Genomic DNA, 13,528 nt, shown 5'->3' on the forward strand with positions numbered 1-13,528 from the left:
CGGGGCTCATCGGTGCGGGCCCGGTGACCGGTACAGGTGTTCGGCCGCCCAGGACCGGAGGGTGGTCGGGGTGGTGGTCGTCGCGTCCCGGGGCTGTTCGGGGACGTGGCCGTCGGTCAGCCCGGCCGCCATCCCGGCGATCGCGTCGACCTCGGGCGGGCTCAGCCCGGCGCCGGCCAGGGCCGCACGGAAGTCCGCGTCGGGCACGTGCACCGCGCGCACCGGCCGGTCGGCGAGCTCGCCCAGTACCGCCGCGACCTGCGTGAACGTCAGGTCCTCCGGGCCGTGCACCGCCTGCACGGCGCGCCCGTCCCAGGCCGGGCCGAGCAACCTGGCCGCGGCCACGTCGCCGATGTCACGCGGATCCACCCAGGGCAGCGGGTGCTCCAGCGGCCACGGCGTGGGAAGGCTCCCGCCGCGCACGTCGTCGGCCGACATCAGCAGGTTCGTCATGAAATAGCCGCAGCGCAGGTGCAGCACCGCCGCGCCGGTCGCGTCGAGCGCCGTCTCGGTCGCGGCCAGGCCGTCGATGTCGCCGGCCCCACCGCGCTTCTCGGCGCCGCCGCTGCTCTGGAACACGGTCGCGGCGATGTCGTTCGCGCGCACCGCGCCGGACACCACCCGGGCGCACACCGCCTGGTGGGCGAGCGGGTCCGCCCCGGACGGCGCTGGCGGGTTCACCCAGTACAGCCGGTCGGCTCCGGCGGTCGCACGCAGCACCGCGTCGTCGTCGGTCTGGTCGGCCCGCACCGTCTCCACCAGGCCGGACAGGTCGGGCGGCAGCCGTGCCGGGTCGCGCAGCAGGGCGACCGGGCGCACCCCGGCCTGCACCAGCAGGCGCAGCACCCGGGAGCCGACGTTGCCGGTCGGTGTCGTCACCACGATCCGCATGCCGCAACCGTGGCACGGGCCACCGACAAGAACCGGTTCCCGGAGCGGCTCCCGCCGGTGGGATCAGCCGAGCCAGGGCTCCGCGAACCCATCCCAGGTGCCGTCGGTCCGCGCCGTCCGGAGCCAGGTGTTCACCCGCTCGGTGAAGGCCGGGTCCCCGGCCTGGGTCAGGTAGGCCTTCTCGGAGTCGGTGAACGGATCCTCCGGGTGCACCGAGCAGAGCTCCCCGGGCCGCTGGGCCGCCTGCCAGCGGGTCTCGATCGCGTCGGTGACCATGAGGTCGGCACCACCGTCGGCGACCACGTCGAAGATCGTGTTGTTGTCCGGGTGCGGCACGATCGTCGCCTCGTGCAGGTGCTCCCGGACGAACCGCTCGTTGGTCCCGCCGGGGTTCACCACGGCCCGGACACCCGGGCGGTCGATGTCGGCGACGGTCCGGTACCGCTCGACGTCCGGACAGCGGACCACCGGCGTCTTGCCGTCGCGCAGGTACGGGATCGTGAACGCCGCCCGCTGCGCCCGGTCCTCGGTGATCGACACGCCGCCGACGGCGATGTCGCACTTCCCGGCGACGACGTCGTCGAGCAGTCCGGACCAGGTCGTCTCCACCATCGTCGGGCGTGCACCCAGCTCGCCCGCCAGATCACCGGCCATGTCGACGTCGATGCCGGACCAGCCGCCGTCCGGCTCCCGGTAGGTCAGGGGCCGGTAGTCGCCCGTCGAGCACACCCGGAGCTCCCCGGACTCTGCTATTCGCGCCAGCGTGGGTGACGCCTCCTGGTCCTGTGTGCTACACCCGGCCAGCAGAGCCACGATGAGCAGAACGGCGTACAGCAACCCCCGTTGACGGTGCACGGTCGGGGACCCTAGGCGACCGCTGGGACGCCGGGAAGTGTGCCGTCGGCGACGTGTTCCCCATGGTCTCGACGGGCCCGCCGCGGCGGGGCACCATCACGGAGGTGACCGAGGGGACCCCGGCCTGCCGGCTCTGTGGGACGCCGCGCCCGCCGAGCCCGGGTGCGGCGTGTGTGGCCGGCTGGGTGGCCGAGCGGGACGAGCGCGGCCGGGACGGATGGCTGTGCCCCGGGTGCGCACGCCTGCACGTCCGCGACATCGAGTCCAAGTTGGACGTCGAATGGTGGTGACGCCGGCTCACTGCCCGCTCAGCCGTTCGACGACCGGGGCCAGGGTCTCGGCGAAGTTCTCGGCGACCGCGAAGTAGCTGATCCCGAACTCGTCGCGGCGACGACACAGCTCCGCGGCCATCTGCGCGGGCGTCCCGCGCAGGCGAGCGAGGGTGTCCGGTTCGTCCATCGTCGCTGCGGCGTCCGGCCCCGCCCAGCGCAGAGCATCCGGTGGGATCTCGTCCCCGACGACGAACAGGTTCATCCCGACCTCCGGTTCCCGGCCGGCCGATCGCAGGTCGGCGGTCATCCGGGCGGCCTCGGAGCGACCGGCCGTCGGGCGGGCGGCCAGGAACACCGTGTCGGCGTCTGCGGCCGCGACGGCGAGCGCCCGAGGTCCGGACGCCGCCATGACGACCGGGGTCGCCGGCCCGTCGCCGTCGCGCTCGCGCAGCGCGGCGATCGCCGCCCGGATCCCGGCCAGCCGGTCGGCTGCGGTGCCCCACGGCATGCCGAGCGCCGCCGCCTCAGCACGGGCGTCCGGGCGCCCGGTCCCGATACCCAGCTCGAACCGCCCACCGGTGAGCACGGCGAGCGAGTGCGCCTCCCACGCCGTGGTCTGCGGCGACCGCAGCGGTCCGGCCAGGACGAACGGGCAGACCCGCAGATCCGGAACGGCGGTGGCGGCGACGGCCAGCGCATGCAGCGGTGCGTGGGTGTGCAGGTTGTCCGGGGTCAGCAGGGTCGAGTAGCCGAGCTCGGTCACCCGTCGCGCCCGGGCGGTCCAGGCGTCCCCGGGACCGTGGGCCGCCGCGACCACGCCGAACCGGAACGGCCGGCTCACCGGTCCACCCGCGCGTCCCGGCCCGTCGGCAGGGCGACGGCGAAGGCCAGCAGCGTCAGCAGGCCGCCGAAACGCCCGACCGGGATCAGCGGGTACAGCAGGTCGGTGGCCAGGGCGAACGTGCTGAGCAGGGCCAGGACGCCGATCACGAGCCCGGCGACCGCGAGCCACCGGGGGACCAGCCGCCCGACCAGCGCGGGCACGGAGATCCCCAGGACCAGGAGCCCGAGCGGTGCCACGAACCCGACACCACCGGCGCCGAACCAGACCCACGCCAGCATCCGGGCCAGCCCGGCGTCACCGAGTGGTGCGGTCTGCGCGGCCGTCCAGGAGGCGAGGGCGCTGACCGACAGCGCCGTCCCGGCAAGGACCGCGCCGGCGAATCCCATCAGCGGCCCCGGCGCGCCGATCCCGAGCAGCTCGATCCGGCGGACGGCCGTGGCCGCGTACACGACGAGTGGGAACGCCGACCCGAACAGCAACGCGGCGCCGATCCCGAGGGCGAGCGGATGGGCGAGGTCGTAGGCGAGCACCGCGGCCGGCGCGGTGTCCGGGCGCGGTCCGGCCCGGCCAAGGACCGCGCCGGCGACGGTGAGCAGGGCGAATGCGGCGGCGGGGACCACCAGCGGCGGCCCGCCCCGGACGTCGACGGTGACAGACATCGTGCCCTCCTCAATTCATTACAAAACTGAACGATTATCTGTGTACACCGTTTGTCAAGTGATACGGTTCCGTGGTGATCTCGACTTCGCGGGGCGGATCCGCGTTCCTGCTGGCCCAGCTCGGTGCGCACGCTGCGACCCGGTTCGGGGAGCGGGTCGCCGAGCTCGACCTGACCCTGCCGCAGACCGGGCTGCTGCGTGCCGTCGCGACGGAGCCAGGGCGCTCGCAGCAGGCGCTCGCCGGGCGTCTCGGGATGCCCGCCAGCAGGTTGGTCGCCCTGGTCGACGGACTGGCCGAGCGGGGACTGCTGGAACGACGCCGCAATCCCGACGACCGCAGGTTGCACGCCCTGCACCTCACGGCGACGGGGGAGGAGATGTACGGCCGGATCGCGGAGGCGGCCCGGGCGCACGAGAACGACCTGCTGGAGGGACTCGACGACGCCGAGCGAGGGGTCCTGCAGTCGTTGCTCGGTCGGATCGCGGAGCGGCAGGGGATGACGCCGGGGGTACATCCTGGCTACAAGCGGGCCTGAGGGTCTCGGGAGCCAGCGGGGGACGCCGCGTTCGAGCTGCCCTGGCTGTCAGTCTTCGCGCCGGGAGTTCCGGTTCGGCTCCGGGGCTCGGTTCGCAGCGGGGTCGTGGTCACCGGCCGGCTCCCGTTCCTATGCCCGGCGGCCCGCTGGGCGCGTCTTCCGGGTCGCGGTGTCGTTGTTGTTCGCGCTGCCGTACCTGCTCAGGGTTGCGGCCGAACGGGTGATTTCACGCTCGTCGGGCGCACTGAAGTGTCTTTCGGTCGCTCCTGGCCGGTCGGGGCACCGACATTGTCGGGGGTCGAGCGTATGTTCGAACTATGGAGTTGGGGCAGGCGATCCCGGAGGGGCTGGCGGCGATGCCGCCGGGCCCCGGCCTGGGCGCTGTCCTGGCCGGGATCGATCTGGCGCGGGTGTGCAACGACGACATCGACGAGGTGATGCTCGCCCACTCCCGGCAGCTGTCGCATCAGCAGGCGCACATGTTCGCCGCGATCTCCGAGGTCGTGCACCGCCGCCCCTTCGCCGGGAATATGGAGATCCGCCGCGGGGCGCTCCCCGACCAGTACGGGTCGGATGAGATCCGGTTCGCGCTGGCGTGGAACCGTCGTGCTGCCGAGTACGAGATGGGCCTCGCGGTCACCCTGGTGTCTGATCTTCCGCAGGTGCAGGCCTCCCTGTGTCAGGGCCGGATCGATCGGACGAAGGCGCGGGTGTTCGCCCAGCACCTCGCCGACCTCCCGGAGGCGCAGCGCGCCGCGATCTGTGAGGCCGTGTTGCCGCAGGCACCGAAGTTGACGACCGGGCAGATCGGGGAGCGGATCAAGCGGCTGATCCTGGAACTCGATCCGGCCTACTACGAGCGGCGTTACCGCAAGGCGATCCGGGATCGGCTGGTGGTGGCGTATCTGACCGAGACCGGCACCGCCGTCATCTCCGCCGAGGGCTTGCCTGCTGAGGAGGCGGCCGCCGCGTGGGAACGCCTCGACGCGCTGGCGAAGGCGGCCCGACGGGACGGGCATCCGGGATCGATCGACCAGATCCGCGCCGACCTCGTCCTCGGTCTGCTCGACGGGTCGCTGCACGGCCTGGATCGGGCGGGGATCCTGCGGGCGTTGATGGCGCGTTTCGCCGGGCACGCCGACGGGCCCACTGCGGGCAGCGAGGTCGACAAGCCCGCGGCCGGTAGCCCGGCCGCCGGCAGCGCCGCCGCCGACAGCGCCACCCCCTGCGGCACCGGCTCCGGCAGTCCCGCCGCCGACAGCGCCGCCCCCGGCGGCTCCACAACCGACCGCCCGGCGCCCGGCGCTCCCGAGCCCGATGCACCTGCCCCGGCTACACCGACGCCGGACGGACCCGCGCCCGGCGGCCCCGACACAGGTGGGCTCACACCGAACGGCTCGGCGTGCGACAGCGCCGCTACCGGTGCACCCGCCACCCGCGACTCGGATGCCCCCGCCCCGGGCGACTCCGGCACGCACAGCCCCGTTGCTGACGGTGTCGAGCCCGCCACGCCGAACGCGGATGCCCCTGACTCGGGTGGCCCCGGATCCGGTGAGCCCGGCGCAGGCAGCCCCGATACCGGTGGCCCGGGACCCGGCGGCCGCGGACCCGAAACTTCCGGCTCCGATGGCTCCGGCGCGAACTCGGGCTCGAGCGGCGCCGGCTCCGAGTCGAACCCGGACTCGGCCCGGGACTCCGACTCGGACTCGGACTCGGACTCGGAGGATCCTGACTCCGATGACCAGGGACCGGGCGGCCCCGGACCCGGCGGCCCCGGACCGGGACCGGGACCGGGACCGGGCCCCTCCGGCCCCAGGCTCGGCGGCCCGAACGGCGGTGGCGCACCCACACCACCCCCGGGACCCGACCCCGCAACACCGATCACCGTCCCGCCACCACGCAGCAACCGCGCCGGGGCCGGGAAGACCGCCGGTGTCGGGAGGCCCGCTGGTGTCGGGACCGAGGTCCGCGTCCCCTTGAGCACCCTGCTCGGCCTCGACCAGCGCGCCGGCGAACTCCCCGGCTGGGGACCGGTCCCCGCCAGCGCCGCGCGACGCCTCGTCGCCCGCCAGCACCGCGCCCAATGGCGCTGGGTCGTCGTCGACGACCACGGTCACCTGCTCGCCGAAGGCATCACCCGACACCGCCCCGTCCCGCGCAACCGCAACGGGCCACCCGGCGGGATCGTCGAACTCCACATCCCGAAAGATCAACTCGCTACCCTGGCTGCCGAGGCCGCCGAGCACGGCGGGTGGGCGAAAGTGATCACCGACATCGCCGAGCAGTACCGGCACCACACCGCACAGAACGACCCCGACGCCGCCCTCGACAACCGCCCCGATGCCCGGTTCCCGCACGCGGCGCTGCGTCGCCATACCGAGGTGCGTGATCGCACCTGTGTCGGACCGGGCTGCCGGACGTCGTCGCGGCGCTGCGACCAGGACCACACGATCGACCACCACCACGGCGGCCCGACCGTGCGGGCCGGGTTGGGGCCGCTGTGCCGCCACGACCACCTGTTGAAGACCGAGGGCCACTGGCGCCTCGAACAGCCGGAGCCGGGGCGGTTCGTCTGGACCAGCCCGTTGAAGCGCCGGTACCGGGTCGAGCCGGAGCCGATCCTGCCGCCACCGATCACACCGGTGCCACGCGCGGACGACCCGCGCTTCGACGAGCCTGCACCGGGGCCGGTCTACGCCGAGGGCGAACAGCCCGACCTGCACCCTCCGGACCGCGGCCCGCCCGAACGCGACGACGCACTGCCCTCCGAAGGCACACGCCGCAACGGTGTGCTGAAGAAGAACGGTGTGCCGGACACCGAGGCCGCGGCCGGTAACGGCCTGGATGAGGACCCGCCTCCGTTCTGACCCCGACGAACTGCGGCCCCGTCACCGACGGCCCGGTCGCGTACCGCGACGGCGACCCGGGCTGGCCTCCGAGGTGTGTCCCGGGGCCAGTTCGGAACGCTTAGGAACGAGAGGGGCTGCCCGGCTGTGCTCCCCGGCAGGAGTAGTGATCAACGGTGCGTGCCGGTCCCGTGCGGGAGAGCACCCCGCGGCAGGAGGCCCGCCGCCGAGCCGACGCCCGCCGAGGTGAGCCTCATCGACACCGGCGACGACCCCGCGTCCGCGGTCGGACCCGGACGAGGTTCCGGCCGCCCCGATGTCGGCACGTCCACACTGGTCAACCGGATGCCGGGCCGCCGGGAGGTACGACGACCCCGGCGCGCAGGACGGTCTCGATCCCGAGGTCGGCGTCGAGCAGCACCACATCGGCTCGGGAGCCGGGCTGCAGCCGGCCGATGTCCTCCCGGCCCAGCAGCGCCGCCGGGGTCGTCGAGGTCCAGGCCACGGCCCGGTCGAGCGCCTCCGGACGCGAGCCCGGGTGGGCGGCGATCACGTTGCGGAACAGGACGTCGGCCGTGGCGGTGGACCCGGCGATCGTCCCGTCGGGCAGCCGGGCGACACCGTCGGTCACCTGCACATCGAGATCACCGAGCCGGTAGCCGCCGTCCGGCATCCCGGCCGCCGCCATCGCATCGGTGACCGCCGCGACCCGGTCCGCCGCGGCCCGGCCGACGATGTCCCACAGCGCCGGGTGCACGTGCACGCCGTCGGTGATCAGCTCGACGACGGTCCGCGGGTCCGCGAGCAGCGCCGCGACCGGGCCGGGGTCGCGGTGGTGCACCGGGCCCATCGCGTTGAACAGGTGGGTGCCTGCGCGGGCGCCGGCGTCGAGCGCGCGGCGGGTGAGGTCGTACCCGGCAGCGGTGTGGCCGACCGCGGCGACCGCGCCGGACGCGGCGACCCGGCTGATCGCGTCGAGCCCGCCCGGCAGTTCCGGCGCGAGCGTCACCATGGCGATCGTCCCGGTCCGGAGCAGCGGGTCGATCTCGGCCGGGTCCGGATCGCGGAGCAGCCCGGGGTCGTGGGCGCCGCACCGCGACGCGGCCAGCCACGGCCCCTCCAGATGCACCCCGGCGACCACCCCGTCGTCGACCAGCGGACCCAGCGCCCGCACTGCGCCGGCCAGGTCGTCCGGCGAGCGGGTGACCAGGGAGGCGAGCACCGTCGTGCTGCCGTGTGCGGCGTGGAACGCGGCGGCCCGGGCCGAGGCGTCGGGGGCGGCGCCGAACGAGGCGCCGCCCCCGCCGTGACAGTGGACGTCCACGAACCCGGGCACGACGACGGCAGCCAGCCGGTCCGGCTCGCGCGGCGGGTTCCCGGTGCCGGTGCCGGTGACCCGGCCGCCGGCGAACTCGACCCAGCCCGGCCCGGCCGGTGTGCCGGTGCCGGTCACGACGAGGTCGGCGGCGACCAGCCCGTTCACAGCGTCTCCGTGATCTTGTGCAGCCCCCGCGGCGCGTCCGGGTCGATGCTGCGGGCCACCGCCATCTCCCGGGCCAGCAGCTGCAGCGGAAGGATCTCCAGCAGCGGTCCGAACTCCTCGGCGGGGGCCGCCGGGAGCGTGATCCCCGGGCCGTCACCCCCGATCTGCAGGACGTCGGCGTGCCGGGCGGCGAGCGCGTCCAGTACCGGCGCCATCGCCGCGCCGCCGGCGCCGGGGGAGACCACCGCGAGCACCGGCACGAGCGCGTCGACCAGCGCGAGTGGCCCGTGCAGCAGGTCCGCCCCGGAGAACGACTGGGCCGAGACGTACGCGGTCTCCATCAGCTTCAACGCGGCCTCGCGGGCCGTCGGGTACGAGTAGCCCCGTCCCGTGGTGACCATCCGCTGGGCGAACCGGTAGCGCGTGGCGAGCTCGGTGACCGCGTCCGCGCCGGCGAGCACCTCGGCCCCCAGGCCGGGCAGCGCCCGGGCCGGGGCGGGGTCGTCACCCGGCACCGCCGTGATCAGCAGGTACAGCGCCAGGAGCTGAGCGGTGTAGGTCTTGGTCGCGGCCACCGACCGCTCCGGCCCGGCGAGGACGTCGACGTGCGCGTCCGCAGCGCCGGCCAGCGGGGAGCCGGCGTCGTTGGTGACCGCGATCGTCAGCGCGCCCTGCGAGCCGGCGACCTCGACGCAGCGCCGCAGGTCCGGGGACCCACCTGACTGGCTGACCGCGACCAGCACCACGTCCCGCAGGTCCGGGCGCGCGGCGTACGCCGTGACCGTCGAGGGCGACACCGTGCCGACCGGCACGCCGAGCCGGATCTCGGTCAGGTACTTGGCGTACAGCGCGGCGTGGCTGCTGGACCCGCGCGCGGCGAACAGCACGAACCGTGGCCGGCGGGCGCGGACCAGCGCCGCGGCACGGTCCACACCGGACCCTCCGTCGGGGCCGGTGGCGGCCAGCAGCGCGTCCCAGACCGCGGGTTGCTCGGCGATCTCGGCGGCCATCAGGCAGCCGGGGCTGTCGGACACAGGACTCCTCGCGGTCGGACGGCCGTCGTCGGGCGGGCACCGCAGGTGGACCGGACCAGTCGGTGCGTCCGGCAGCGGACCAGTGGTCCGGCGCCACCCTTGCATTTCGCCGGGCAAAACTGTACCACTGGTCCATCTTTTGGGAGGGACGATGAAGTACCGGCGGCTGCACGACGAGCTGCGCGAGCGGGTGGACGCGATGGCGGCGGGTGAGCCCCTGCCGCCCGAGCGCGAGCTCGCCCGCGAGGTCGGCGTCTCGCGCACCACGCTGCGCCGGGCCGTCGACGAGCTGGTCGCGGCCGGTCGCCTGCGTCGCAGGCAGGGCGCGGGCGTGTTCGCCGTCGGGCCGCGGATCGCGCACGCGCTCACCGCCACGTCGTTCTCCGCCGACATGCGGGCCCGCGGCCTGGAGCCGGCCACCCGGATCGTGGAGTTCGAGAGTGGTCCGGCCGGTCCCCGGCTGGGGCGCAGGCTGGAGGTCTCGCCGGACGCGACCGTCGTCCGGGCGCTGCGCCTGCGCCTCGCCGATGCCGAGCCGATGGCCCTGGAGACCCTGCACGTCCCGGCCGACCTCGTGCCCGGGCTGGACGAGGAGGCGCTGGCCGCGTCGTCGTACTACGAGTTGCTGGCCCGGCACGGCCACGCCGTGGCGGGCGGCCGGCAGTCCATCGAGCCGACCGTCACCGACGGGCCCGAGTCCACGCTGCTCGGGGTGCCGGTGCACAGCCCCGCGCTGCTGTTCGAACGGGTCACCCGGGACAGCGGCGGACGGGTGCTCGAGTTCGTCCGGGCGGTCTACCGCGGCGACCGCTACCGCATCGAGACCGAGATCGCGCCGGTCGCGGTCCCGGCGGTGACGCCGTGACCCGGCTGCTGACGCTCGACGTCGGCAAGACCGGCTGCCGCGCGGCGCTGGTGGAGCACGGTGTGCGGGTCGCGACCGGCGCGTGGGCCGGGGCGGCCGGGGTGGCCGACCGCGACGGGGTCGCCCGCGCCCTCACCGCCGTCGCCGGTGCCACCGGCGGCTGGCCCGCACCGGACGCCGTCGGTGCGGGACTGGCCGGGCTGGCGTCCGCCCCGCAGCGGGCCTCCGCGCTGGCCGACGGCCTGCGCGCCCGGTTCGGCCCGGCCGTGCGGGTGCTGCTGACCAGCGACATGACGACCTGGCACGCGGGCGCGCTGGGCGGTGCGCCCGGTGTGGTGCTGGCCGCGGGCACCGGGACGGTGGCGCTGGGGATCGACGACGGCGGTCGGTGCGCCCGGGTGGACGGCTGGGGCCACCTGCTCGGCGACGACGGCGGCGGCTACGCCATCGGCCGGGCCGGCCTGGCTGCGGCGCTGCGGTCGCACGACGGGCGGCCCGGCGGATCCGCGGCGCTGCTCGCGCTGCTGCGCGAACGCTACGGCGATCCGGAGGGGCTGCCCGGCCGCGTCCACGGCTCGGACAACCCGCCCCGGGAGATCGCGGCCTTCGCCCCCGACGTCCTGGCGGCCGCCGACGACGGCAACCCGGTCGCCACGACGATCGTCGCCCGGGCCGCCACGGCCCTCGCCGACGCCGCAGCCGCAGCGCGGGACCGGCTCGCGGGGGACCGGACCGGCGGATCGGAGGAGGCGCGGGTCGGCGGGGCGCCCACCCGGAGCCCGAGCGGCGCTGCACCCTCCGGCGGACCGCGCCGGGACCGGCACCGCGGCACCCCCGGCGCCGGTACCTGCGCGGTCGCGTGCGGTGGCGGCCTCCTCGCCGCCGGTGGGGCCCTGACCGGGCACCTCGACACGGCGCTCGCCGCCCGTTCGCTGTCCCGTACCCGCCCGCTCGGTGACGCCCTCGACGGTGCCCGTCTGATCCTGGAGGACCCGACCGTGCCGCACCACGCCCTGCTCGTGCAGACGACCGGAGACGCCCGGTGACCGGGGAGCTGCCGACCGGGGACCTGCCGGCCGCGGACCCGCCGGCCGAGGATCTGCCGGCCGAGAACCTGGGCGCGCTCGCCACCGAGCGCTCCCGTCCCGATCTCACCGACCTGGACCAGTGGTCCACCCGCCGGCTCGTCGAGCTGATCACCGGGGAGGACGTCGCGGTGGCCGGTGCGGTGCACGCCGAGGCGGACCGGATCGCCGCGGTCGCCGAGCTCGCCGTCGGATGCCTGGACCGCGGCGGCCGGATGATCTACGGCGGCGCCGGGACCGCCGGCCGGCTCGCAGTCCTCGACGCCACCGAGCTCGCCCCCACCTACGGCGTCGGCGCCGACCGGGTCGTCGCGCTGCTGGCGGGTGGCCCCGCGGCGATGACCGCGGCGGTCGAGGGCGCCGAGGACGACACCGCCGCCGCGGCGGCCGACCTGGCCGCGCTGGACCCCGGCCCGGACGACCTGGTGATCGCGGTGAGCGCGTCCGGCCGCACCCCGTACGCCTGCGCGCTGCTCGTCGCCGCCCGCGCGGCCGGGGCCGCGACGGCCTCGGTCGCGAACAACCCGGGCAGCCGGCTCGCCGCGCTCGCCGACGTCGCGATCATCCTCGACACCGGCCCGGAGATCGTCGCCGGCTCGACCCGGATGAAGGCCGGGACCAGCCAGAAGATGCTGCTCACCGCGCTGTCGACGGCCGTGATGGTGCGGCTGGGCAAGGTGCACCGCAACCTGATGGTCGACGTGGCCGCCACCAACGTGAAGCTGCGGGTGCGGGCCGAGCGGATCGTCGGCGAGGCCACCGGGGCGGAGCCGGACGCGGTCCGGTCCGCCCTCGACGACGCCGGCGGACACGCCAAGACCGCGATCGTCGCCCTGCTCGCGGGTGTCGACGCCCGGCGCGCGGCCGCGGCGCTGAGCGCTGCCGGGGGCCGGGTCGCCCGCGCGCTCACGGTCGCCGCCGGGAGCACCCGGTGATCGTCGTCGGGCTGTCCTCGGGCACCTCGGTCGACGGCATCGACGTCGCCGCGGCCGAGCTGGAGCTCACCGGCGACACCGTCGTTTTCACCCCGCTGGGGCATCTGGAGGTGCCGTTCGCACCGGAGCTGCGCACGGCCGTCCTGGACGCCCTGCCGCCCGCCCCGACCACGCTCGACGCCGTCGCCCGGATCGACACCGGGCTCGGCCGGGCATTCGCCACGGCCGCGCTGCGCGGCATCGACGACCTCGCCGGTGGGCGCGCCGACCTCGTCGCCTCCCACGGCCAGACGCTGTTCCACTGGGTCGAGGGCGACCGGGTGCACGGGACCCTGCAGCTCGGCCAGCCGGCCTGGATCGCCGAGGCCACCGGCCTGCCCGTGGTGTCGGACCTGCGCGCCCGCGACGTCGCCGCGGGCGGGCACGGCGCGCCGCTCGCCTCCGTCCTCGACGTGCTGCTGCTCGGCGACCGCGCCGCGCGGGCGGGGGGACCGGTGGCCGCGCTGAACCTGGGCGGGATCGCCAACGTGACCGTGGTCGGCCCGGCGGGAGCGACCACAGCCTTCGACACCGGCCCGGCCAACGCGCTGCTCGACGCCGCCGTGCGGGCCGCGACCGGCGAGCACCGCGACACCGACGGCCGGCGCGCCGCCCGCGGCACCGTCGACGAGCACGCGCTGGCCCGGCTGCAGGCCGAGCCGTACTACGGGCTGCGCCCGCCGAAGAGCACCGGCAAGGAGCTGTTCGACACCGGCTACGTCGACCGGGTGCTGGGCGGGCGCGCGATCGCGCTCGACGACCTGCTCGCCACCCTCGTCGAGCTGACCGCGACCACCGTCGCCGACGCGCTGCGCCCGCACGGCGTGCGCGAGGTGCTGGTCTCCGGCGGCGGGGCGCGCAACCCCGCAATGGTCGCCGCGCTGGAGCGCCACCTCGCCCCGGCCCGGCTCGTCCCGATCTCGGAGACGGGCCTGCCCGGCGACGGGAAGGAGGCCCTGCTGTTCGCCCTGCTCGGGTTCCTGACCTGGCACGGCGTGCCCTCGACCGTCCCGTCCTGCACCGGGGCCCGCGCCCCCACGATCGCCGGGCGGATCAGCCCCGGCGCCCACCCGTTGCGCCTGCCCGGGCCGGCGGAGCCACCTGCCCGGCTGCGGGTCGGCGCGGGAGCCGCCCCACCCGGGACCTGAGCCGGACCACCTGCCACCACCAGACCGGGAGCCGCG

General features: G+C 75.7%; 13 protein-coding genes. 7 read left to right on the forward strand and 6 right to left on the reverse strand.

Annotation, left to right across the window (positions count from 1 at the left end):
* Positions 1-6: 6 nt before the first annotated feature.
* Entirely contained in the window at positions 7-891 is an 885-nt protein-coding gene (locus BM093_RS24345; protein WP_093350119.1) for an NmrA family NAD(P)-binding protein, read from the reverse strand.
* 63 nt (positions 892-954) lie between these two features.
* Positions 955-1,620: a transporter substrate-binding domain-containing protein gene (locus tag BM093_RS24350; protein ID WP_245773768.1), complete on the reverse strand. Its 666-nt coding sequence runs from the start codon at positions 1,618-1,620 to the stop codon at positions 955-957.
* 230 nt (positions 1,621-1,850) lie between these two features.
* Here BM093_RS24350 and BM093_RS24355 point away from each other — a divergent pair, with 230 nt between their 5' ends.
* On the forward strand, positions 1,851-2,036 hold the full coding sequence (locus BM093_RS24355) for a hypothetical protein (protein WP_245773769.1): 186 nt from the start codon (positions 1,851-1,853) through the stop codon (positions 2,034-2,036).
* A 7-nt stretch (positions 2,037-2,043) separates the two neighbouring features.
* Here BM093_RS24355 and BM093_RS24360 read toward each other — a convergent pair whose 3' ends face one another.
* Positions 2,044-2,859, reverse strand: coding sequence for an LLM class flavin-dependent oxidoreductase (locus tag BM093_RS24360; RefSeq protein WP_093350129.1), 816 nt, complete (start codon positions 2,857-2,859; stop codon positions 2,044-2,046).
* Positions 2,856-3,521 carry a hypothetical protein gene (locus tag BM093_RS24365; RefSeq protein WP_093350132.1) on the reverse strand — a complete coding sequence of 222 codons (666 nt, stop codon included), beginning with the start codon at positions 3,519-3,521 and terminating at the stop codon, positions 2,856-2,858. The genes BM093_RS24360 and BM093_RS24365 overlap by 4 nt, the downstream gene beginning before the upstream one ends.
* Positions 3,522-3,595: 74 nt before the next feature.
* Here BM093_RS24365 and BM093_RS24370 point away from each other — a divergent pair, with 74 nt between their 5' ends.
* Both BM093_RS24370 and BM093_RS37990 read left to right on the forward strand, forming a co-directional pair.
* On the forward strand, positions 3,596-4,057 hold the full coding sequence (locus BM093_RS24370) for a MarR family winged helix-turn-helix transcriptional regulator (protein WP_177238679.1): 462 nt from the start codon (positions 3,596-3,598) through the stop codon (positions 4,055-4,057).
* A gap of 317 nt (positions 4,058-4,374) precedes the next feature.
* Entirely contained in the window at positions 4,375-6,924 is a 2,550-nt protein-coding gene (locus tag BM093_RS37990; protein WP_093350138.1) for an HNH endonuclease signature motif containing protein, read from the forward strand.
* A gap of 316 nt (positions 6,925-7,240) precedes the next feature.
* On the opposite strand, the gene BM093_RS24380 is transcribed toward BM093_RS37990, so the two are convergent.
* Positions 7,241-8,386 carry an N-acetylglucosamine-6-phosphate deacetylase gene (locus BM093_RS24380; protein ID WP_093350141.1) on the reverse strand — a complete coding sequence of 382 codons (1,146 nt, stop codon included), beginning with the start codon at positions 8,384-8,386 and terminating at the stop codon, positions 7,241-7,243.
* On the reverse strand, positions 8,383-9,396 hold the full coding sequence (locus BM093_RS24385) for an SIS domain-containing protein (protein WP_177238682.1): 1,014 nt from the start codon (positions 9,394-9,396) through the stop codon (positions 8,383-8,385). Before BM093_RS24385 ends, BM093_RS24380 begins: the two co-directional genes overlap by 4 nt.
* A gap of 175 nt (positions 9,397-9,571) precedes the next feature.
* Here BM093_RS24385 and BM093_RS24390 point away from each other — a divergent pair, with 175 nt between their 5' ends.
* The 4 genes from BM093_RS24390 to BM093_RS24405 are packed head-to-tail and all read left to right on the forward strand — an operon-like array spanning position 9,572 to position 13,492.
* Entirely contained in the window at positions 9,572-10,285 is a 714-nt protein-coding gene (locus BM093_RS24390; RefSeq protein WP_093350148.1) for a GntR family transcriptional regulator, read from the forward strand.
* Complete coding sequence (locus BM093_RS24395; RefSeq protein ID WP_093350153.1) at positions 10,282-11,331, forward strand: BadF/BadG/BcrA/BcrD ATPase family protein; 1,050 nt, start codon at positions 10,282-10,284, stop codon at positions 11,329-11,331. The genes BM093_RS24390 and BM093_RS24395 overlap by 4 nt, the downstream gene beginning before the upstream one ends.
* Positions 11,328-12,305, forward strand: a complete 978-nt coding sequence (locus BM093_RS24400) for an N-acetylmuramic acid 6-phosphate etherase (RefSeq protein ID WP_245773770.1) — start codon at positions 11,328-11,330, stop codon at positions 12,303-12,305. Before BM093_RS24395 ends, BM093_RS24400 begins: the two co-directional genes overlap by 4 nt.
* Complete coding sequence (locus BM093_RS24405; protein ID WP_093350156.1) at positions 12,302-13,492, forward strand: anhydro-N-acetylmuramic acid kinase; 1,191 nt, start codon at positions 12,302-12,304, stop codon at positions 13,490-13,492. Before BM093_RS24400 ends, BM093_RS24405 begins: the two co-directional genes overlap by 4 nt.
* Positions 13,493-13,528: the final 36 nt, after the last annotated feature.

The organism is Pseudonocardia ammonioxydans, from assembly GCF_900115005.1.
GTDB classification, from domain to species: domain Bacteria; phylum Actinomycetota; class Actinomycetes; order Mycobacteriales; family Pseudonocardiaceae; genus Pseudonocardia; species Pseudonocardia ammonioxydans.